Source organism: Pseudomonas sp. MWU16-30323 (genome assembly GCF_020515595.1).
In the GTDB taxonomy this organism is placed as follows: Bacteria; Pseudomonadota; Gammaproteobacteria; order Pseudomonadales; family Pseudomonadaceae; genus Aquipseudomonas; species Aquipseudomonas yamanorum.
Genome location: NZ_JAIWYM010000003.1, coordinates 101,601 through 122,358, shown reverse-complemented (window position 1 = coordinate 122,358; position 20,758 = coordinate 101,601). Strand labels below are relative to the sequence as shown.

Sequence of the window (20,758 nt, the reverse complement as noted above, 5' to 3'; positions counted from 1 at the left end):
CTCAGGCGAGTCCATTCGGCGCTATACCCGGAATATCGGCTTGGGCCGGCAGTTCATGAGCGGCAGCCGATAGGTGGTAGGCGGTTGTCAGGTCGGTTGCGGGAGGCGTTCCGGCCGAGACCAGATCCACAGGTTGCCCATGCTCATTCCGACGATGGCCAGGTAGATCGGCCAGCCGTGGTCAAGCATCACCAGCATCAAGCCGGCGCACAGCAACATGCTCACGGTGGCACTGACTTTGGCCCGGCGGGCGATGATCTTGCCGTTGCGCCAATTGAACAGGATCGGCCCGAACAGCCGGTGGTGTTCCAGCCAGGCACTCAGGCGCGGTGAGCTTTTGGTGGCGGCCCAGGCGGCCAGCAGGATGAATTCGGTGGTGGGCAAGCCCGGTACCACAATCGCAATCAAACCGATGCCCAGGCTGACGTAGGCCAGCAGGCCGAACAGGACGCGGGCGATTTTGGATGAGGATTGGGTTTTGCCGGTCATTTTAGTGGGGCTTGCAGGGTGGAGTGGGGGCAGATTATAGGGACTGAAACCCGATCAAATGTGGGAGCTGGCTTGCCTGCGATGCAGGCAACTCGGTGCATCAGCTACACCCAGTTGAGGCTATCGCAGGCAAGCCAGCTCCCACATTGATTGGGTTTCTACAGAAGAATCAGGCCAGCTCAGGGGCGCTAGCGTACGCCTGTTCCAGCAACACGGTGAAGCGCACGAACGCATCAATCGCGCCTTTCTCCACTGCGGCTTCTTCTTCAGCGGTGAATTCCAGTGCGTCGAGGGTGCGGGTGAAGCGCTTCCAGCCTTCAGCGCGACCACCTGCCGGCTCGCCCAGGTGACGGGCACCGAAGGTTTCGCTCAGGCCCAGGCCCACGGCACGCTTGATCAGGAACGCGGCGCCCAGCTTGGAGCCCTCAGACACGAACAGCCAGCCCAGGGCTTCGGCCTTGCTCGGGTTTTTCACTGCGCCGGCGACTGGTGCCGGTACTTCGGTGTCCAGGTCGCCCAGGTCCAGCTTGGCCGCTTCGGCACGGCAGCGTTCGGCCAGGTCGGGGACGATCTTGATCAGTTCTGCATCGTTGTACAGCGCCACCAGTTCCGATTGGAACAGGTACTGCGCAACCACGAAGCGGGCGAAGTTGGCCTGGGTTTCAAACGGTGCATGGGCCTTTACCAGCGCGTCGAGCTTGGTGTGCGGCTCGTTGGTGATCTGGTTCAGGCGCTGGGAGCGCAGGGCGGCACGTTCTGCGGTAGGAGAGGCGGTCATCGGGGAGTCCTTGAGAAGAGAAAGCGTCTGGTTGCCAGGCTGTTATGAACTAGACGAACCAGAAGACGCGTCACAGTAAAAAATCCTCACCCCGCCGAAGATAAAATCCGGCGGGGGAGGCTCCATTGATCAGATGTCCCAGATCAGGTTGATCGCAAAGTTGCGGCCCGGTTGGGTCAGGCGGTCCAGGTTGGCCGGGCCGGTCACACCGGCTTCGCCGACGCTGTCGTAGCTGCGAACGTCGTCCCAGTCCCAGTACTTTTTGTCGGTCAGGTTGTACAGGCCACCGTTGAGGGTCACGTCGTTGGTGACTTTGTAGAAGCCGGTCAGGTCCACGATGCCGAAGCCCGGGGTCTTGAACGGGCCGTTGGCGCTGTTGCCGTCGGGGGCGAAGAAGGTGGTGCTGTCGACGCGATTCTGTTTCTTGACCAGGGTCCAGCTGACCAGGGCACCGTAGTTCTGCTGGTCGTAACCCAGGCCGAACACGCCCTTGAGTGGGTTGACGCTGTTCAGCGGTTCGCCGTTGTCGTCATTGCGCCCGTAGGTGTAGGCAATCGAGCCTTTGGTGTACAGGCCCTGCGGTGCGCCAAATGCGTCGAGGTTCAAGCGGCCCTTGGCTTCCACGCCCTTGATGGTGGCGTGCTTGATGTTGTTGGCTTCGAACTGCTGGACCGTGCCACCGGCGACCGAGGCATCTTCGTTGATGAAATCACGGTACTTGTTGTAGTACACCGCCACGTCAAACGAGCCCGAGTCGAAGTTGCCGCGAATTCCGGTTTCGACACCTCGGCTGCTTTCCGGCTTGAGGTCCGGGTTGGGTTCGACGGTGTAGCCTTGTTGCAGGTTTTCAAAGCGGCCATACAAGGCTTTGGCCGACGGCGTGCGATAGCCTTCGGCGTATTGGCCGAACCAGGTGTATTGCTCGGTCAGTGCGTAAGTCACGCCGAATTTTGGCGTTACACGGTGCCAGTTCTTTTCCGAATTGCTGTGGTCGTAGATGCGTGTCGGGTCAACGGTGTTGAGGAATTCCTGAGTCAGCTTGGGTTTGAGCTGGATGTAGTCGTAACGCAGGCTGGGCAGGAAGGTCCACTTGTCCCAGGCAATCTGGTCCTGGGCAAACAGCGCGTAGGAGTTGATGGTCGGATCCGGGAAATCGCTGGCCTTTTTCACGCTGTCGGCGGCCGACGGGCTGGGTGCGCCGATGGCGGTGCAACCGCTGCCAACCGCCAGGCAGGTCGCGGAACCTTCACGGGAACCGGTGACTTTCTGTTGTTTGAGGGTGGTGCCGTAGGTCACTACGTGATCGGTTTCGCCGAGGCTGAAAGCCTTGTCCAGCTGCGCGTCGAATACCCACTGTTTCTCTTCGTAGAGGGTGTCACGGGTGCGCAACACCTTGCGCGATGGCTGGTAGATCTCTGCGGTGGTCTGGTCGGTCTTGGCGATCTGGTAGTTGAGGCTGGTCTTGATGTGATCGGCAATCGGCGAGTTAAGGACGAACGTGTTTTCGATGCCGAAACGCTCGCGGGTGATGGTGTCGTTGCCCGTACGGCCGCGGTAGAAGTTGAAGCCCTGGCCACCGACGAACGGGCCGCCCACCGCGTTTTTCAGGTTGGTGTCGCGATCATCCTTGAACTTCTCGTAGGTCAGGCCCAGGCGATTCTCCTCACCATAATTCCAGCCCAGCTTGGCCAGGATGTTAGTGGTGCGCGCATCTTCCGGGTTGGCGCCGGTGCGGGCCAGGCCGGTGGCGTTATTACCGTCGTAGGACTCCATTTCATGGCCGTTGCGCTGGCTCAGGTGCAGCAAGCCATCGAAGTCCTGTACGCGACCGGCGACGGTGCCGGAGGTCAGCCAGCTCTCGTCGGCGGAGCTGTAGCCGGTCTTCAGGCGGGCGCCGTAGTCCTGGCCAGGCTTGATGATGTCGTCCGGGTCGAGGGTGAAATAGCTTACGGCGCCGCCGATGGCGCTGCTGCCGTACAACGCCGAGGCCGGGCCGCGGAGGATTTCCACACGCTTGACGATTTCCGGGTCGACGTAGTTGCGGCGAGTCTTGGCGTAGGGGCCGTTGAAGAAGTTGTCCGGGACTTCGACGCCGTCCACCTGGGTCAGGATGCGGTCACCGTCGATGCCGCGAATGTTGTAGCCGGCGTTCCCGGAGCGGGTACCGGCACCCCCCACCGAAACCCCCGGCTCATAGCGCACCAGTTCGCGGATGGTGTTGACGTTCTGGCGGTCCAGTTCTTCGCGGTCATGCACGGTCACGGTACTGGGCACGCTGTCTACTGCCTGTTCCTGGCGGGTGGCACTGATGGTCATTTGTTGCAGGGTGATAGCGCTGCCGGGGGCGCGTTTTTCCAGGACGATGTTGTTGTTGCTCAGTTTGCGATAGCCCAGGTTGGTCCCCACCAACAGCCGGTCCAGGGCTTTATCTGCCGGCAACGCGCCACGCACGCCAGGGGACGACACACCCTGGCCCAGTTCGGCGGGCAGGCCGACTTGCCAGCCGGTCACTGCGGTAAAGGCATTCAGCGCCGAGACCAGGGATTGTTGCTCGATGCTGAAGCTGTAAGTGCCCTGACTGCGGGTGGCAGGCTCGGCAGCGGTGGCGGCCATAACGGGCGCACCGGCCAACAGGATTGCGGCTGTCAGCAGGGACACGCCGTGGCGGCGAACGGGCGAAGAGGGCCGGCGGTTGAAACGAGAGGACATCGAGAGCGCTCCGGAAGGTACGAATCTTATAGTTGCGACACTGAATCAAATAGGAATCAGTTGCATTGGCTATAACGAGACGAACCATCGCTGGCTATCGAGTAAAAATAATTCTCATTTAGTTCAGGATCACCAGCGCCGGGTATTCCGAGAGCTTGGCGGACGTGATGTGGGCCAGGGAGCGCACCACGTCCAGCGGCTGGTCGAGGCGGTAATTGCCGGTCACGGCCACGCTGGCGAGCTTGTCGTTGTTGTTGACGATCCAGCCGGGGTAGTAGCGACGCAATTCGGCCAGCACTTCGCTCATCGGGCAGTTTTCGAAGATCAGCCGACCGTCGACCCAGGCCAGGTCCTTGGTGGTGTCCAGCTTGGCCGGTTGTCCGAAGCCCTTGGGGCCGATGCGGATACTTTCACCGGCGCTCAGGCGTACCCGCGCATCGTCAAAGGTGTTGCTCAGGTCGACATCGCCGCGCTGTACCTGAACCTGGGCCTCACCATTCAAATAGCGCACGGCGAAGGACGTATCGCGCACGCTGGCGCGCACCGGGCCGGCGTCGATCTCCAGGGGCAGGCCACGACTGGGCAGCACTTCGAAAAACGCTTCGCCCTGATACAGGCGGGCGATGCGCTGGTGATCCTTGATGCTGCTGGAAAAGGCGGAATTGGTGTTCAGCAGCACTTTCGAGCCATCGTCCAGTTGCAGGCGCTGGCGTTCGCCCACCACCGTCAAGTGGTCGGCCTGCAGGCGCATCGGCAGGTTGCTGAAGCTGAACAGGCCCAGCAACAACACGGCGGCAGTGGCCAGGGGTTTCCAATGCGGTTTGATACGACGCCACGCGCTGGGTTTGCGCGGCGCATTCAGGGCGACGGCAGCGCTGTGCACCGGCGCGCCGCCCCAGGCGGTCTGGGCCTTGATGAAGGCTTCGGCGTTTGACGGGTCGCTGGCGAGCCAGGCTTCAAACTCCGCCTGCTGCCCGGGTTGCGGGCACTGCAAGGCGATCAGCCAGTCGAGGGCTTGGTCCATAGCCGTGTCTTGCAACACCTCCTGAGCCAGCTCATGAGGGTGCAGCTTATTCGGATCCGTCACGGTGTTCCTCGGGTCTTCGCCACGTTTTAATCAATAGTCCTACAGACTGTGCCGACAAAGCTTAAGGGCGATCCAGTCTTTCGGCCACACCTATGCAGATGGCCATGATCAATTTCAGTTCCTTTTGCACGGTGCTCAGGGACACGTCGAGCTTGTCGGCAATCTCCTGATAACTGCAGCCGTGCAGGCGGCTGAGGATAAAGATCTGCTGCTGGCGGGCGCTCAACTGGCCGAGGCTGATACTCAGGTGCTCGAGCAATTGCTCGGCCTGTGTCGCGTCTTCGGGGGTACTGAGGGGGGAGGCGACGCTTTGCAGCACGTCCAGCGGTACATCTTCCTGCAGGGTGCGGGCTTGAATCCTGCGGGCGCGCAGGTGATCCAGCGCCAGGTTGCGTGCCGTCTGGTAGACGAAGGGTTCGAGGTGGTCGATCGGCCGTTCGCTCAAGGCCCGGGTCACGCGCAGGTAGGTTTCCTGCAGCAGGTCCTCGGCGGTGCTGTGGTTATTCACCATCCGCTGCAAGGTGCGCAGCAGAATCACCCGCTGGGTGAGGAAGACTTGATTGAAGCGAGATTGGCTCACAGTGATACCAGACCGATTTGCAGCGAATGATAATGCTTATCATCAACGCAAATGGCAAGTGGCTATTTTTGAGCATGAAGCAAGACCCTGTGGGAGCCGGGCTTGCCCGCGATGCAGTCAATACGGTCCGTCAGATGGACCGCGTTGACTGCATCGCAGGCAAGCCAGCTCCCACAAGAGAGGTCAGCACCGCGGGTTTATTCGGCGTTGCACAACGCCAGGCAGTTATCCAGCATGCGGTTCGAAAAGCCCCACTCGTTGTCGTACCAGGCCAGCACTTTCAGCAGTTTGCCGCTGACCTTGGTGTGATTGGCGTCGAAAATCGACGACAGCGGGTTATGGTTGAAGTCACTGGAAACCAGCGGCAGGGTGTTGTAGCCGAGGATTTTCGAGTGCTGGCTGGCTTCTTTAAGCAGGGCGTTGACCTGCTCGGCACTGGCTTCTTTTTTCAGTTGCACGGTGAGGTCCACCAGCGACACGTTGATCACCGGTACCCGCACGGCCATGCCGGTCAGCTTGCCTGCCAGTTCCGGCAGCACCAGGCCCACGGCTTCGGCAGCGCCGGTCTTGCTCGGGATCATGTTCTGGGTGGCCGAACGCGCACGGTACGGGTCGGTGTGGTAGACGTCCGTCAGGTTCTGGTCGTTGGTGTAGGCGTGGATGGTGGTCATCAAGCCGCTTTCGATGCCCAGCTCGCGGTGCAGCACTTGGGCCACCGGTGCCAGGCAGTTGGTGGTGCAGGAAGCGTTGGAGATGATCTGGTGGGATTGACGCAAAATGTCATGGTTTACGCCATACACCACGGTGGCATCGGCGCCCTTGGCCGGGGCCGAGATGATTACCTTGCGCGCGCCGGCGGTAATATGAGCGGCAGCCTTGTCACGGTCGGTGAACAGACCGGTGCATTCGAACACCACGTCTACCTTGTGGGCAGCCCACGGCAGGTCGGCCGGGTTGCGAATGGCACTGACGGCAATCCGGTCACCGTTGACGGTCAGGCTTTCCTGATCGTGGGCGACCTCTGCATCGAAAGTACCGTGGACGGTGTCGTATTTAAGCAGGTGGGCATTGATCGAGCTGTCGCCGAGATCGTTGATGGCGACGATCTGCAAATCCTGGCGGTAGCCTTGGGTATAAAGTGCGCGCAGGACATTTCGGCCAATACGGCCAAAACCATTGATAGCGATACGTAGAGTCATTGGAAGGTGCCTGTCGTCGATTTGTTGTAAGAATTACAAGATTATTCGCATAAAAATAGAAAACAAGCCTTTTTAGTGGCAATATTTTGTTCAATCTACAACGAGTGACCTGAATCAACTGGTCCGATTGGTCAAGCAACACCCTGCCAACCTCTTCGCGGCGGGCGTTTGACCAGCATAGACTCTCAGGTCGCCACATCCGTTAGCCTGGAGTTCTATACATGCATCCCCGCGTACTTGAGGTCACCGAACGGCTTATCGCCCGCAGCCGTGCAACCCGTGAGGCATACCTTGCGCTCATTCGCGGCGCTGCCAGCGACGGTCCGATGCGCGGCAAGCTGCAATGCGCCAACTTTGCCCACGGCGTGGCCGGGTGCGGCACCGAAGACAAAAACAGCCTGCGCATGATGAACGCCGCCAACGTGGCAATTGTTTCGTCATATAACGACATGCTCTCGGCCCACCAGCCGTACGAACATTTCCCCGAGCAAATCAAAAAGGCCCTGCGTGAAGTCGGTTCCGTTGGCCAGTTCGCCGGCGGCACTCCTGCCATGTGCGACGGCGTGACCCAGGGTGAGCCGGGCATGGAGCTCAGCCTGCTGAGCCGCGAAGTGATCGCGATGTCCACGGCGGTAGCGCTGTCCCACAACATGTTCGACGCCGCGCTGATGCTCGGCATCTGCGACAAGATCGTCCCCGGCCTGATGATGGGCGCCCTGCGCTACGGCCACCTGCCGATGATCTTTGTGCCGGGCGGGCCGATGCCGTCGGGGATCTCCAACAAACAGAAAGCCGACGTGCGCCAGCGCTACGCCGAAGGCAAGGCCACCCGCGAAGAGCTGCTGGAATCGGAGATGAAGTCCTACCACAGCCCGGGCACCTGCACCTTCTACGGCACCGCCAACACCAACCAGTTGCTGATGGAAGTGATGGGCCTGCACCTGCCGGGCGCTTCGTTCGTCAACCCGTACACGCCGCTGCGTGACGCCCTGACCCGCGAAGCCGCGCATCAGGTCACGCGCCTGACCAAGGCCAACGGTAACTTCACGCCGATCGGCGAGATCGTCGATGAGAAATCCATCGTCAACTCCATCGTCGCCCTCAACGCCACCGGCGGTTCCACCAACCACACCCTGCACATGCCGGCCATCGCCATGTCGGCGGGCATCATCCTCACGTGGCAAGACATGGCCGACCTCTCCGAAGTCGTGCCGACCCTGTCCCACGTCTATCCAAACGGCAAGGCTGATATCAACCACTTCCAGGCGGCGGGCGGCATGTCGTTCCTGATTCGCGAACTGCTGGAAGCCGGCCTGCTCCACAACGACGTCAACACCGTGGCCGGTCACGGCCTGAGCCGCTACACCCAGGAACCGTTCCTGGTGGACGGCGAGCTGGTATGGCGTGAAGGCCCGATCGAAAGCCTCGACGAAACCATCCTGCGCCCCGTGGCCCGTGCGTTTTCCCCGGAAGGCGGCTTGCGGGTAATGGAAGGCAACCTCGGCCGTGGGGTGATGAAAGTCTCCGCCGTGGCCCTTGAGCATCAAATCGTCGAAGCCCCGGCCGTGGTGTTCCAGGACCAACAAGACCTGGCGGATGCGTTCAAGGCCGGCCAGTTGGAAAAAGACTTCGTCGCAGTGATGCGCTTCCAGGGCCCACGCTCCAACGGCATGCCGGAATTGCACAAGATGACGCCGTTCCTCGGCGTGCTGCAGGACCGTGGCTTCAAGGTTGCCTTGGTAACAGACGGGCGCATGTCCGGCGCGTCGGGTAAGATTCCCGCCGCGATTCATGTCAACCCTGAAGCCCAGAGCGGCGGGCCACTGGCACGCGTGCGCGATGGCGATATCATTCGCGTGGATGGCGTCAAAGGCACCTTGGAGCTTAAGGTGGACGCCGAAGAATTTGCTGCGCGTACGCCTGCCACGGGCCTTTTGGGCAATAACGTGGGGGCCGGTCGCGAGCTGTTTGCGTTTATGCGCTTGGCCGCAAGCTCCGCAGAGCAGGGCGCCAGCGCCTTTACCTCTGCCTTGGAGACACTTAAGTGAAGCTTGCGCTGGTCGGTGATATTGGGGGTACCAACGCCCGTTTTGCGTTGTGGCGGGATCAGGAGCTGCATTCGATCCGCGTCCACGCGACGGCGGATCATGCCAGCCCCGAAGAGGCGATCCGGGTCTATCTGAAGGAAGAAGGCCTGGCCATCGGCTCCATTGGCGCGGTGTGCCTGTCGGTCGCCGGGCCGGTGAGCGGAGATGAATTTAAATTCACCAACAACCATTGGCGCCTGAGCAAGACTGCTTTCTGCAAGACTTTGCAGGTGGACGAGCTGTTGCTGGTGAATGATTTCTCGGCCATGGCCCTGGGCATGACCCGCCTGAAGCCGGACGAATTCCGCGTGGTGTGCCAAGGCACGCCGGAACCGTTGCGGCCTGCGGTGGTGATCGGCCCGGGCACTGGCCTGGGTGTCGGCACCTTGCTCGACCTCGGCAACGGTCGTTGGGCGGCATTGCCGGGGGAGGGCGGCCATGTCGACCTGCCGGTGAGCAGCCCGCGGGAAGCCCAGCTGTGGCAGCACATCCACAATGAGATCGGGCACGTCAGCGCTGAAACCGCCTTGAGCGGTGGCGGTCTGCCGAGGTTGTACCGGGCGATCTGCGCGGTGGACGGCCATGAAGCCGTGCTGGAAACCCCCGAGGCCATCACTGCCGCTGGCCTGGCGGGCGACCCGATTGCCCTGGAAGTGCTGGACCAGTTCAGTATCTGGCTGGGCCGTGTCGCCGGTAACAACGTGCTGACCACCGGCGGTCGTGGGGGGGTGTACATCGTGGGTGGCGTGATCCCGCGCTTTGCCGATTTCTTTATCAAGAGTGGTTTTGCCAAGAGTTTTTGCGACAAAGGCTGCATGAGCGACTACTTCAAAGGCATTCCGGTGTGGCTGGTGACGGCACCGTATTCCGGTTTGACCGGGGCTGGTGTAGCGCTGGAGCAGGCATTTGCGTAGGCAGTGATGGCGCCATCGCAGGCAAGCCAGCTCCCACAGGGAAATGCATTCCAAATGTGGGAGCTGGCTTGCCTGCGATGAGGCCCTCCAGAACAACGAATTATTAAGCCCGTCCCATCCCTAACAACAAGGACGACCCCGTGAGCGTAATCAGTAAATCCATTCTCCTGGTGGACGACGACCAGGAAATCCGCGAGTTGCTGCAAACCTACCTCAGCCGCGCCGGTTTCCAGGTGCGCGGCGTGCCGGATGGCGCGGGGTTCCGCCAGGCAATGAACGAAGCGCCGTGCGACCTGGTGATCCTTGATGTGATGCTGCCGGACGAAGACGGCTTCAGCCTCTGCCGCTGGATTCGCCAGCACCCGCGCCAGGCGCAGGTGCCGATCATCATGCTCACCGCCAGTTCCGACGAAGCCGACCGCGTGATCGGCCTGGAACTGGGCGCCGACGACTACATCGGCAAACCCTTCAGCCCCCGTGAGCTGCAGGCCCGTATCAAGGCCTTGTTGCGGCGTTGCCAGTTTGGCCAGGAGCGCAGCGGTGGCGAAGTGCTGGTGTTTGGCGAGTGGCGCCTGGACATGGTCAGCCACCGGCTGTTCCACGTTGACGGCGAGGAAGTGATTCTCTCCGGTGCCGATTTCGCGTTATTGAAACTGTTCCTCGACCATCCCCAGCAAATCCTCGACCGCGACACCATCGGCAACGCCACCCGTGGCCGTGACCTGATGCCCCTGGACCGGATTGTCGACATGGCCGTCAGCCGCTTGCGACAGCGCCTGCGGGACACCGAAAAACCACCCCGGCTGATCCGCACCGTGCGCGGCAGTGGCTATCAATTGGCAGCCAGCGTGGTTGCCGGCAATGCCCACTGAGCGTCTGCGTGAACTGCGCCGGCGGATTCCGGTGCCGCGTTCGCTGCTGGGACGGATGTTACTGCTGACCCTGTTGGCGGTACTGTTTGCCCAGGCATTGTCCAGCGTGATCTGGGTCTCGCAACTGCGGGCTACCCAGCTCGAAGGCCTGGTCACCGCAGCCCGCAGCCTGGCGCATTCGATGACCGCCAGCGTCAGTTACTTCCGTTCCTTGCCGGTGGCCTTTCGGCCGCTGGTGCTGGACCAATTGCGCAGCATGGGCGGCACCCGGTTTGTGGTGACCCTCAATGACAAGCCCCTGGACATGGCGGTGTTGCCGGAAACCCCGCGCAAGCACGCGGTGCTCGGTGCGGTCGAAGAAGTGTTGCGCCAGACCCTAGGCAGCGACGTGCATGTCTCGGTGGAATTCGTCAGCGCCGAAGACCTGCGCATCTTCAATGCCGGTTTGAAACTCGATGAATTGCCGCGCTCCTGGGCGCATTACGCGCTGACCCTGGAGCCGGTGAATCCGCCGGTATTGGTGACCCAGATCCAGCTGGCCCAAGGCGAATGGCTGTACATCGCCTCCTTGCTGCCCGAGCCCTACACCAGCCTTGAAGAGCAAGGCCTGCCGTACCAGCAGGTGTGGTTTATCGTGCTCACCAGCGGCTTCCTGCTGCTGTTTATCGGCCTGTTGGTGCACTGGCAAAGCCGTCCGCTCAAGCGCCTGGCCAGGGCGGCGCGGGACATGTCCCTGGGCGCGGATGTGGAGCCGGTGGCCGAAGGCGGCGGCAGCGAAGTGGTGGAAGTGGGCCGCGCGTTCAATGCCATGCGCGAACGCATCAGCCGTTACCTGACGGAACGCAGCCAGCTGTTCAGCGCGATTTCCCACGACCTGCGCACACCCATCACACGCCTGCGGTTGCGGGTGGAATTGCTGGAAGACGAGAACCTGCAAGCCAAATTCGGCCGCGACCTGGATGAGCTGGAGTTGCTGGTCAAAGGCGCGTTGCAGTGCGTGAAGGACACGGATATCCACGAGAACATCGAGCCGGTAGACCTCAACCATGTGCTCGACTGCCTGGTGGAGCCCTACCTGGCACCCAACGGCAATGGCCGCGTAACCCAACATGGCCGGGCACTCACGACGTACCCGGGCAAGCCGCTGGCGCTCAAGCGCTGCATCGGCAACCTGATCGACAACGCCTTGAAGTACGGACAGAACGCCCATTTGCATATTGAAGACGACGGCGCGGAGTTCATCCTCCACGTCGACGACGAAGGCCCGGGCGTACCGGAACAGCGCCTGGAGCAGGTCTTCGAACCGCACTTCCGCCTGGCCGGGCAGCAACAGGGTTATGGCCTGGGCCTCGGCATCGCCCGCAACATTGCCCACAGCCATGGCGGTGAAGTGAGTTTGCAGAATTTGCGCGAGGGCGGTTTGCGGGTGACCTTGCAACTGCCTCGTGGCCTGGATTGAACACCAGCCATACCGCAGCTGATTGAGTACTTGTGGCGAGGGAGCTTGCTCCCGTTGGACTGCGCAGCAGTCCCCTCTTTTGGGGCCGCTTCGCGCCCCAACGGGAGCAAGCTCCCTCGCCACATTATTAGTATCCGACGTTACAACTGCGGTTAGACGCTCTGGCGCAACCGGGCCAGATCCCGCAACGGCGGTGCACCAAACAGCCGGCTGTATTCGCGGCTGAACTGCGAAGCGCTTTCATAGCCCACCCGATACCCCGCCGCCGAGGCTTCCAGGCCCTCGGCGATCATCAACCGCCGAGCCTCCTGCAAGCGCAACTGCTTCTGGTACTGCAACGGGCTCATGGCGGTCATCGCCTTGAAGCGGTGGTGCAAGGTCGAGACGCTGAGGTTCACTTCCTTGGCCAGGTCATCAATGCGCAGGGGTTGTTCGTAGTTGCCGTTCAGCCAGGTGATCGCCTGGCTGACCCGATGGCTCTGACTGTTGGCAACGGCGATTTCATACAGCCGATAACCCTGCGGGCCACGCAACAAACGGTAGAGAATTTCCCGATTGATCAACGGCGCGAGCATTGCGATGTCTTTCGGCGTGTCCAGTAATCGGGTCAGGCGCAGCACGGCGTCCAGTAGCTGGTTGTCCAGGCGGTCGACATACATCCCTCGGGAGGTCGGGCGCGGGGGCACGCCCATCGGCCCGGCTTCGGCAATCAGTGCGGTGATCTGTGCCGGGTCGATATTCACCCGAATCGACAGGTTGGGGTCTTCCGGCGTGGCATCAAGGATGCGCCCGGCCACCGGCATCGCTACCGAAAACACCAGGTAATTGAGCGGGTCATAGGCGAAGACTTCATCCGCCAAACGCACTTCCTTGCGACCCTGGGCGAGGATGCACAGTGCGGGCTCAACCAGCACCGGCGTGAATTCACGCGGGGAGTTATGGCGGTTGAGATACAGCGACGTGATCGCCGTGCCGTAGGAACCATCCTCCCAGGTATGCCGACGCACGATACCGGCGAGTTCTGCACGCTGCTTTTCCATATCGGCGTCGAGGGGTGTGGAGCGAAGTTCGGGCGACGACATGGGACATCCTCTGGTGCTTTGACGATGGGCACAGCTTAAGTGCGGATTTGCAAAAAGCGGTATTTCGATTCTGCACAATCCTTGCCTGATCCTGCGAAAAATCGTGAATCAGGCAAGCAGAGGGCTGTCATGCCCCTGAAATACGGCAGTCATGCCGGGAATAAAACTCGCAGGCCGATTGCTATCTCTGCGCATCTCGCAGGATTGTGCAATAAGCCAGCAGGAATTGACTAACCGCATCCACACCCGCGCCCGTATCTTTGATCCTGTGGCAGCACGCCCTCACAGTGCTTGCCGAGCATCACTTCTCAACGGGAGAGTCGAACATGTCCACCCCCATTCCCGCGAGCCATATGGCCTTTATCCGTGCCCGTACCGGGTACAGCACCGAACTGGGTGCACGCTTGAGCAGTTTGATCGAACCGGGCCGCCAGGCTCAGGGTTGCCTGCAATTCTCGTTGCAGCACTCCCTGGCCGATCCGGATGTGTGGTTGGTGTCGGGCTTCTGGAGCAGCGAGCAGGCGATGAGTGCCTACTTCAGCTCGCCGGCGCTGATGGTCTTCACCGAGTTGTTGAATGACGGGGTGGTTCGCAGCATGGACTTCCAGACCTTCACCGACGCTTCTGCGGCCAACGCCTATGGCGAGTACCTGCAACTGGCGGGTTAGTGCTTTAGAATGGCCGCCTTTCCCATTGGCCAGGACCTGCAACATGGCACGTAAAGAGTTTGCCCACCACGAAGCCGTTTCCGCCTTGGTGCGTGAAGATGAGGGTGGCTATAGCGCCGCCATCGCCGTCAAGGCGCTGGATGGCATGGGTGCACCGCGCTTTCACAAGATCCTCGATGGACAGAAATTCAAGACCGCCGATGACGCTGATGATGCCGCAGCTCTGCAATTGGAGCGCTTGGTCGATGTAGATGAAGACGGTCAGCTTTCTTGGGCAACTTCCGCCAACTGAAAACACCGCTGATCCAAATGTGGAAGCGGGCTTGTGTGGGAGCGGGCTTGCTCGCGAATGCAGTGGATCAGTTGGCCTATGCATTGACTGACACGCCCCCTTCGCGAGCAAGCCCGCTCCCACATGTTTATCGCATTCCAATCAGCGTTGCGCGGCGCCTGGGCGGTACATTTTGAACAGCGCTTGCGGCCCCAATTGAAAATAATCCGCCGGACCGCCTCCACGCAGGATCGGTTCGGCGGCAGCGGTGTCGTACACCCCGTCTTTCAGCAGCCATTTGGCGATATGCACTGCGACTACCTCGCCAAGCACCAGCCAGCTCGGCACCAGCGCCTTGTCGGCGCGCTGCAGCTGAATGATCTGCGTCACCTTGCACTCGAACGACACCGGGCTCTCACCCACGCGAGGCACGGCGATCACTTTTGAAGCCACCGGCGTCAGGCCGGACAATTCAAATTCGTTGACCTCGGGCGAGACCGGCGCGCAGCTCTGGTTCATCTGCTCGGCCAGCGGGCGGGTGGCCAGGTTCCACGCGAATTCGCCGGTCTGTTCGATGTTGTTCAGGCTGTCTTTGCGCCCGACGCTGGAGAACCCAATGATCGGCGGAATGTAGTTGAAGGCGTTGAAGAAACTGTAGGGCGCCAGGTTCAGGCGGCCTTCGCGGTCCTGGGACGAAATCCAGCCAATCGGGCGCGGGCCGACGATGGCGTTGAACGGGTCATGGGGCAGGCCGTGGCCGTTGGCGGGTTCGTAGAAATGAATATCGTCGGACATGGCCGGGGTTCCTGCTGCGCGGTTCTGGGGAGGGCACCATAGTGCAATCCAGCGCGGCGGATTTCTATCATCCATATGGAATTTTCATACAGCCCCCACCTATTTTTCACAGCTTCCGGTTCAGTCTGCGCGCCAGGTCGACACCCCCTGATAAGTCGATCGATTGAAAGACTGAGCCTTTGGAGCCTTCTGCACAATGAACAAACTTCCTCAGATCACCCTGGCGTTCTGGGTCATGAAAATCTGCGCCACGACCCTGGGCGAAACCGCCGGGGACTTGCTGTCGATGACCTTGAATGTCGGTTATGCCATCAGCTCGATGATCCTGATCAGCGTGTTCCTGGTCACCCTGGTGACGCAACTCTGGTCGAAAACCTACAACCCGGTGCTGTACTGGATCGTGATCCTGTCCACCAGCACCGCCGGCACCACCATGTCCGACTTTATGGACCGCACGCTCGGGTTGGGTTATGCCACGGGGTCGATGATTCTGGTGTCGATCCTGGTGGCGATCTTTGCCCTGTGGCGTATCAGCGGCGATTCGCTGAACGTGAACAAGGTCCAGACCTTTCGCGGTGAGCTGTTCTACTGGATGGCGATCCTGTTCTCCAACACCCTGGGCACGGCGCTGGGGGATTTCCTGGCAGACGATTCCGGGCTCGGGTTTGCCGGTGGCGCCTTGCTGATCGGCGCGAGTATCGCGGTGGTGGTGTTGCTGAAATACTTCACGCGGATTTCGTCGGTGCTGCTGTTCTGGGTGGCGTTTGTGCTGACCCGGCCGTTCGGCGCCACCCTGGGTGACTTCCTGACCAAACCCCATGAAAAGGGCGGGCTGGACTTTGGCACCATCGGTTCGTCGGCGGTGTTGGCGGCAGTGCTGGTGGTGATGATCGCCGGTGCGGCGTATGCCCAACGCCGTTATGGGCGCCAGGCGGTTGCCGAGCTGTCTTGAGTCCCATGAAAAAGGGGCCATGTCATTGACTGACATGGCCCCTTTTTTACGCCTGCCGAACCCTTAGTCCGTGGTGATCCGCGAATGTTTGCGGGTGTCCTTCATGGTCACATACACCATCAGCGATACCGCAATACAGGCCGTCACGTACCAGTAGTAACCGGTTTCCATGCCGATGCTCTTGAACCACAGCGCGATGTATTCGGCGGTACCACCGAAGATCGACACGGTCAGTGCATAGGGCAAGCCAACGCCCAGGGCGCGGATTTCGGTGGGGAACAGTTCCGCCTTCACCACGGCGTTGATCGAGGTGTAGCCGCTGACGATGATCAGCGCCGCCATGATCAGGAAGAACGCGCCCCACCAGGTCTGGATGGTGTGCAGGGTGGTGAGGATCGGCACCGTGAACAGCGTGCCGAGGACGCCGAAGGCGATCAGGATTGGCCGGCGGCCAACCTTGTCCGAAAGCCCGCCGATGATGGGTTGCAGGCACATGAACAGGAACAGCGTGGCGGCCGAAATGGTGGTGGAGTCGGAGATGCTCATGCCGACGGTGTTCACCAGGTATTTCTGCATGTAGGTGGTGTAGGTGTAGAACGCCAGGGTGCCGCCCATGGTCAGGCCGACCACGGTCATCAGTTCCTTGGGGTGGCGCATCAAGGTGCGCATCGCGCTTTCCTTGGCTTTTTCTTTTTTGGTGAACGACTCGGTTTCTTCCATGCCGCGACGCAGGTACAGCGCCACTACCGCACACAGGGCACCGATGGCGAACGGGATACGCCAGCCCCAGTCGTACAACTGCTCGGTGGTCAGCAATTGTTGCAGCACGATCAGTACCGCCAGCGCGATGAGCTGGCCAGAGATCAGGGTCACGTACTGGAAGCTGGAGTAGAAGCCGCGACGTTCCTTGGTCGCCATCTCGCTGAGGTAAGTGGCGGAGGTGCCGTATTCGCCCCCGACCGACAGCCCCTGCAGTAAGCGGGCGAATACCAGCAGGATCGGCGCACCGATACCAATGGCTTCATAACCCGGGCTCAGGGCAATCAGCAACGAGCCGAAGCACATCAGGTACACCGAGGCCATCAAGGCCTTTTTACGCCCGACCTTGTCGGCGTACAGGCCCATCAGCCAGCCACCGATCGGGCGCATCAGGAAGCCCACGGCGAAGATCGCGGCGGTGTTCAGGAGTTGGGCGGTGGTGTCGCCTTTCGGGAAAAAGGTCTTGGCGAAATACAGGGAGAAAGCCGCGTAGACGTACCAGTCGTACCACTCGACCATGTTGCCGACCGATCCGCTGAAGATCGACCTGATACGGCTGGAGGTGGTGCGTCCTTTTGCCGGCGCAGCCGCCGACCCCAGAGGCAGGGAGTTGGAGTTATCCATTTAAGGATCCTTCATCTAATTGTTTTTGTGGAGCGCGCCCAAGCGCAGTCTGGCTGGGCTATAGCAGGAGCTGTGCCAAACAGGTGAAGGCCCGGTCTAGAAGGGTTTGCGGAAATTTTTGAGCGGAAAATTGCTGATGAATCAAGGGGGATGAGCGGAAATCCGCCGACGACGATCGCTCCCACGCTCTGCGTGGGAGCGCATCCTGTGACGCTCCGCGTCACGATTTTAAGGGCGGACGCGGAGCGTCCAGAGCTGCATTCCCACGCGGAGCGTGGGAATGATCGGGTTAGAGGAACGCGTCCCGCGCCAAGCCATGGCGCTGCATTTTTTCATTGAAGGTGCGCCGGGGCAGTTGCAGCTCGGCCAGCACCGCCTTGATATCGCCTTTGTGCCGGGTCAGTGCGGCTTTCAGGCAATGGGCTTCAAAGGCTTCCTGCTGGGCCGCCAACGATTGCCCGGCTTCGGCTTCGATGCCTTCCGGTTCCGGTTCACCCAGCCCCAGTACTTGGCGTTCAGCGACGTTGGCCAGCTCCCGCACGTTACCCGGCCAGTCATGGCTGAGCAGGCGGCCCAGCGCCGGTCCGCTCAACGGCGCGAAGCTGCGGCCCAGGCGTTCGGCGGCGCTTTGTGCAAAGTGCTCGAACAGCAGCGGAATGTCTTCCCGGCGCTCCCGCAACGGTGGCAGGCGCAGTTGCGCGACGGTGAGGCGGTAGGCCAAATCCTCACGAAAACGCCCGGCCCGGGCTTCATCCAGCAGGTCCGGCTTGGTGGCAGCGATGATCCGCAAGTCCACCTTGATGCTTTGATTGGAACCGAGCCGTTCGAGTTTTTGCTCCTGCAACACCCGCAGTAATTTCACCTGCTGGGCCAGGGGCATGCTTTCAATCTCGTCGAGAAACAGAGTGCCGCCGTCGGCGTATTCCAGCTTGCCGATACGCTTGCCCTGGGCGCCGGTGAACGCGCCACTTTCATGGCCGAACAGCTCGGCCTCAAACAGCTGCTCGGGAATCGCCGCGCAGTTCAGCGCCACAAATGGCTTCTTCGCCCGGGGGCCGAAATCATGCAGGCAACGGGCGACCAGTTCCTTGCCGCTGCCGGTTTCGCCACGAATCAACACATTCACCGGCAAGCCCGCCAGGTCCAGCACTTGCCGGCGCAGGTTCTGCAAACCGCGGGACACCCCCAGCAGGCTCGATTCCAGTTGGGCCCGGTGATCGGCCTGTTGATGCAGGCGGCGGTTTTCCAGCACCAGCCCGCGCTTGTCCAGCGCCCGGCGCAGGCTGCTGAGCAGGGCCTCGGGGCTGAAGGGTTTTTCGAGGAAGTCGTAGGCACCGTCGCGCATGGCTTCGACGGCCATCGGCACATCGCCGTGGCCGGTGAGCAGAATCACCGGCAGGTCGGCGTCGCGCCGCTGCACGTCAGCCAGCAACTCCAGGCCACTGAGGCCGGGCATGCGCACGTCACTCAGGATCACCCCGGGAAAGTCCCTGGGCAATTGCGCCAGGCATTCTTCGGCGCGGCTGAACAGCTGCACCTCAAAGCCCGACAGGCTCAGCCATTGCTCGACGGCCGTGCGAATGCTGGCTTCGTCATCGACCACAATCACCGCGTTCAACATAGGTCTGGCGTCTCCAGCGCGATAGGCAAGGTCAGGGTAAAGATCGCCCCGTCACCGTGATTGCCGGCGCTCAGGCGACCGCCGAGTTCGTGGACGATAGCGTACGACACGGCGAGCCCCAAGCCGAGCCCGTCGCCCACCGGCTTAGTGGTGAAGAACGGGTCGAACACGCTGTTGAGGTGTTCCTCGGCAATCCCGCCGCCGCTGTCGCTGACGGTCAGGCACCACAGCTGTTGATCGGCATGCAGGCGGATTTCCAGGCGTTTGCGCGGCTTGTCGGCCATGGCGTCGAGGGCGTTGCGCAGCAGGTTGATCAGCACCTGTTCCAGGCGGATCGCGTCGCCGCGTACCCAGGCCGGACGGGTAAGGTCCAGTACGGTGCCGATGGCCTCGTCACGCAGGCGCGCATCGAGCAAGTGCAGGGACTGGTCCACCACCGTCGCCAGGTCGAGGCGTTCGCGCAGGCCGCTGGGGCTCTTGCGGGCGAAGGTCTTGAGGTGGCCGGTGAGGGCGGCCATGCGGGTGAGCATGTCATCCAGCGGGGTCAGGGCCTGGTAGGCGTCGTCCACCCGGCCGTGATCCAGCAGCAGCCGCAGGGTCGCCAACTGCATGCGTTGGGCGGTCAGTGGCTGGTTGATTTCGTGGGCCAGGGCTGCGGACATTTGCCCCAGCGCCGCCAGTTTGGCGGACTGCACCAAACCATCCTGGGCGGTGCGCAGGGCGCGGGTGCGTTCCTCCACCAACTGTTCAAGTTCTTCACGGCTGCGCTGGCGCAGGCGGGCGAGGCGCCAGCGCTGGGTCAGGAACAGCACCAGGAACACCAGCGCCAGCCACGAACCGGCGGCGGCGAGGCCAGCGTTGCGTTGGTCCTCAACGGCAACCTGTGGTTTGCGCAACAGGTGCAGGGTCCAGCCTTCGGCTTTCAGCGGCAGGGATTCCCAGATGTAGTTGGCCTTGCCATCGGGGCCGTCGACGCGCATCAGGTGGCTGTTCTCGTCAAAGCGCTGCAACGCTTCGGCGTCCAGCGGCAGCAGCTGTTTCTTGTCGTATTGGCGAGTGGCCTTGAGTTCGGCGTGGTCGCTGTCCGACAACGGACGCAGCGCGCGGTAGCGCCAGCCTGGCTGGTTGGCGATAAACACAATGCCCCGGGCATCGCTGACCAGCAGCAGGTCATTGCCTTGGGCCCACTCGCGTTCCAGTTCCGGGAACTCCAGCTTGACCACCATGGCGCCGAGGAACTGTTCGTTCTCGCCGACCACCGCGCTGGAGAGGAAATACCCCGGAATCCCGGTGGTCACCCCCACGGCATAAAACCGCCCGGTACCCTGGCTCACGGTCTGGCTGAAGTAGGGGCGAAACGCATAGTTGTGCCCTACATAACTGCTGGGCAGGTTCCAGTTGCTGGCGGCCACGGCCAGGCCATTGCGATCCATCAGTTCCAGGGTGGAAGACTGGGCGGCGCCGTTGATGCGCTCCAGCTTGCGGTTGAGCAAGTCTTGGGTGGCGGTGTCCAGCGGGCCCTTCAAGGCGCTGATCATTTCCGAGTCCAGGGCCAGCACGGCGGGCAGGGCGCGGTAGCGTTCGATCAGGGTGTGCAGGGAGTTGCCATAAAGCATGAGCTGCTGATTGGCGCGGGCGGCGTCATCCACCAGGGCCAGGCGTTCGGCATGGCGGGTGGCCAGGGCGGCAGCCAGCATCGCACCGGCGATGATCAGCAGGGAGTAGAAGGTCAAACGCAAAGGCCGGGGAATCGCGATCATTCGAGGATGAACAGTGCAATTGGGGGCGAGCACCATAGCATGAGGCGCATGG

The 20,758-nt window shown here is 61.5% G+C and carries 18 protein-coding genes; 7 read left to right on the top strand and 11 right to left on the bottom strand.

All coding sequences use genetic code 11. The annotated features are described in order from the left end of the window. Positions 1–87 precede the first annotated feature (87 nt). The 6 genes from LIY45_RS05465 to gap form a co-directional block, all read right to left on the bottom strand. Positions 88–489 (bottom strand): YbaN family protein, encoded by a 402-nt coding sequence (locus tag LIY45_RS05465; RefSeq protein WP_226475601.1) that lies wholly within the window; start codon positions 487–489, stop codon positions 88–90. Between the two features lie 169 nt (positions 490–658). Next, positions 659–1,267 (bottom strand): biliverdin-producing heme oxygenase, encoded by a 609-nt coding sequence (locus tag LIY45_RS05460; RefSeq protein WP_226475600.1) that lies wholly within the window; start codon positions 1,265–1,267, stop codon positions 659–661. Between the two features lie 129 nt (positions 1,268–1,396). Further along, positions 1,397–3,976, bottom strand: a complete 2,580-nt coding sequence (locus tag LIY45_RS05455; protein ID WP_226475599.1) for a TonB-dependent receptor — start codon at positions 3,974–3,976, stop codon at positions 1,397–1,399. Between the two features lie 118 nt (positions 3,977–4,094). After that, complete coding sequence (locus tag LIY45_RS05450) at positions 4,095–5,063, bottom strand: FecR domain-containing protein (RefSeq protein ID WP_026077751.1); 969 nt, start codon at positions 5,061–5,063, stop codon at positions 4,095–4,097. A 61-nt stretch (positions 5,064–5,124) separates the two neighbouring features. Further along, on the bottom strand, positions 5,125–5,643 hold the full coding sequence (locus LIY45_RS05445; RefSeq protein ID WP_226475598.1) for an RNA polymerase sigma factor: 519 nt from the start codon (positions 5,641–5,643) through the stop codon (positions 5,125–5,127). A 197-nt stretch (positions 5,644–5,840) separates the two neighbouring features. Beyond that, positions 5,841–6,842, bottom strand: coding sequence for a type I glyceraldehyde-3-phosphate dehydrogenase (gene gap / locus LIY45_RS05440; protein ID WP_003214117.1), 1,002 nt, complete (start codon positions 6,840–6,842; stop codon positions 5,841–5,843). 221 nt (positions 6,843–7,063) lie between these two features. Between gap and edd the strand changes: the two genes are divergently transcribed. The 4 genes from edd to LIY45_RS05420 all read left to right on the top strand — a co-directional run bounded on the left by edd (position 7,064) and on the right by LIY45_RS05420 (position 12,174). Continuing rightward, positions 7,064–8,890, top strand: coding sequence for a phosphogluconate dehydratase (edd, locus tag LIY45_RS05435; RefSeq protein WP_093205618.1), 1,827 nt, complete (start codon positions 7,064–7,066; stop codon positions 8,888–8,890). Next, positions 8,887–9,843, top strand: coding sequence for a glucokinase (locus LIY45_RS05430; RefSeq protein WP_226475597.1), 957 nt, complete (start codon positions 8,887–8,889; stop codon positions 9,841–9,843). Before edd ends, LIY45_RS05430 begins: the two co-directional genes overlap by 4 nt. 140 nt (positions 9,844–9,983) lie before the next feature. After that, entirely contained in the window at positions 9,984–10,715 is a 732-nt protein-coding gene (locus tag LIY45_RS05425) for a response regulator transcription factor (RefSeq protein ID WP_003214124.1), read from the top strand. Next, entirely contained in the window at positions 10,705–12,174 is a 1,470-nt protein-coding gene (locus tag LIY45_RS05420) for an ATP-binding protein (RefSeq protein WP_003214126.1), read from the top strand. The genes LIY45_RS05425 and LIY45_RS05420 overlap by 11 nt, the downstream gene beginning before the upstream one ends. A 152-nt stretch (positions 12,175–12,326) precedes the next feature. Here the strand turns inward: LIY45_RS05420 and LIY45_RS05415 are convergent, their stop codons facing one another. Next, positions 12,327–13,256 carry an AraC family transcriptional regulator gene (locus LIY45_RS05415; RefSeq protein ID WP_226475596.1) on the bottom strand — a complete coding sequence of 310 codons (930 nt, stop codon included), beginning with the start codon at positions 13,254–13,256 and terminating at the stop codon, positions 12,327–12,329. A gap of 326 nt (positions 13,257–13,582) precedes the next feature. Here LIY45_RS05415 and LIY45_RS05410 point away from each other — a divergent pair, with 326 nt between their 5' ends. After that, positions 13,583–13,924, top strand: coding sequence for an antibiotic biosynthesis monooxygenase family protein (locus tag LIY45_RS05410; protein ID WP_226475595.1), 342 nt, complete (start codon positions 13,583–13,585; stop codon positions 13,922–13,924). Positions 13,925–13,967: 43 nt separating this feature from the next. Then, positions 13,968–14,216, top strand: coding sequence for a hypothetical protein (locus LIY45_RS05405; protein ID WP_226475594.1), 249 nt, complete (start codon positions 13,968–13,970; stop codon positions 14,214–14,216). A 141-nt stretch (positions 14,217–14,357) separates the two neighbouring features. On the opposite strand, the gene LIY45_RS05400 is transcribed toward LIY45_RS05405, so the two are convergent. Then, on the bottom strand, positions 14,358–14,990 hold the full coding sequence (locus LIY45_RS05400) for a flavin reductase family protein (protein ID WP_226475593.1): 633 nt from the start codon (positions 14,988–14,990) through the stop codon (positions 14,358–14,360). A 196-nt stretch (positions 14,991–15,186) separates the two neighbouring features. Here LIY45_RS05400 and LIY45_RS05395 point away from each other — a divergent pair, with 196 nt between their 5' ends. After that, a complete protein-coding gene (locus LIY45_RS05395; protein ID WP_010169988.1) occupies positions 15,187–15,942 on the top strand; it encodes a membrane protein in 756 nt (251 codons plus the stop codon). Between the two features lie 63 nt (positions 15,943–16,005). Here the strand turns inward: LIY45_RS05395 and LIY45_RS05390 are convergent, their stop codons facing one another. The 3 genes from LIY45_RS05390 to LIY45_RS05380 all read right to left on the bottom strand — a co-directional run bounded on the left by LIY45_RS05390 (position 16,006) and on the right by LIY45_RS05380 (position 20,706). Next, complete coding sequence (locus LIY45_RS05390; RefSeq protein ID WP_226475592.1) at positions 16,006–17,325, bottom strand: MFS transporter; 1,320 nt, start codon at positions 17,323–17,325, stop codon at positions 16,006–16,008. A 289-nt stretch (positions 17,326–17,614) separates the two neighbouring features. Then, the gene (locus tag LIY45_RS05385; RefSeq protein WP_226475591.1) at positions 17,615–18,946 is read right to left on the bottom strand and encodes a sigma-54 dependent transcriptional regulator; all 1,332 of its coding nucleotides are present in this window, start codon (positions 18,944–18,946) and stop codon (positions 17,615–17,617) included. Further along, complete coding sequence (locus LIY45_RS05380; protein WP_226475590.1) at positions 18,940–20,706, bottom strand: ATP-binding protein; 1,767 nt, start codon at positions 20,704–20,706, stop codon at positions 18,940–18,942. The genes LIY45_RS05385 and LIY45_RS05380 overlap by 7 nt, the downstream gene beginning before the upstream one ends. Positions 20,707–20,758: the final 52 nt, after the last annotated feature.

Bases quoted from the DNA above. Each gene is read 5' to 3' on its own strand.
- LIY45_RS05420 (WP_003214126.1), top strand. From the start codon at position 10,705: ATGCCCACTGAGCGTCTGCGTGAACTGCGCCGGCGGATTCCGGTGCCG.
- LIY45_RS05400 (WP_226475593.1), bottom strand. From the start codon at position 14,990: ATGTCCGACGATATTCATTTCTACGAACCCGCCAACGGCCACGGCCTG.
- LIY45_RS05380 (WP_226475590.1), bottom strand. From the start codon at position 20,706: ATGATCGCGATTCCCCGGCCTTTGCGTTTGACCTTCTACTCCCTGCTG.
- LIY45_RS05405 (WP_226475594.1), top strand. From the start codon at position 13,968: ATGGCACGTAAAGAGTTTGCCCACCACGAAGCCGTTTCCGCCTTGGTG.
- LIY45_RS05415 (WP_226475596.1), bottom strand. From the start codon at position 13,256: ATGTCGTCGCCCGAACTTCGCTCCACACCCCTCGACGCCGATATGGAA.
- edd (WP_093205618.1), top strand. From the start codon at position 7,064: ATGCATCCCCGCGTACTTGAGGTCACCGAACGGCTTATCGCCCGCAGC.
- LIY45_RS05385 (WP_226475591.1), bottom strand. From the start codon at position 18,946: ATGTTGAACGCGGTGATTGTGGTCGATGACGAAGCCAGCATTCGCACG.
- LIY45_RS05390 (WP_226475592.1), bottom strand. From the start codon at position 17,325: ATGGATAACTCCAACTCCCTGCCTCTGGGGTCGGCGGCTGCGCCGGCA.
- LIY45_RS05465 (WP_226475601.1), bottom strand. From the start codon at position 489: ATGACCGGCAAAACCCAATCCTCATCCAAAATCGCCCGCGTCCTGTTC.
- LIY45_RS05460 (WP_226475600.1), bottom strand. From the start codon at position 1,267: ATGACCGCCTCTCCTACCGCAGAACGTGCCGCCCTGCGCTCCCAGCGC.
- LIY45_RS05410 (WP_226475595.1), top strand. From the start codon at position 13,583: ATGTCCACCCCCATTCCCGCGAGCCATATGGCCTTTATCCGTGCCCGT.
- LIY45_RS05455 (WP_226475599.1), bottom strand. From the start codon at position 3,976: ATGTCCTCTCGTTTCAACCGCCGGCCCTCTTCGCCCGTTCGCCGCCAC.
- gap (WP_003214117.1), bottom strand. From the start codon at position 6,842: ATGACTCTACGTATCGCTATCAATGGTTTTGGCCGTATTGGCCGAAAT.
- LIY45_RS05395 (WP_010169988.1), top strand. From the start codon at position 15,187: ATGAACAAACTTCCTCAGATCACCCTGGCGTTCTGGGTCATGAAAATC.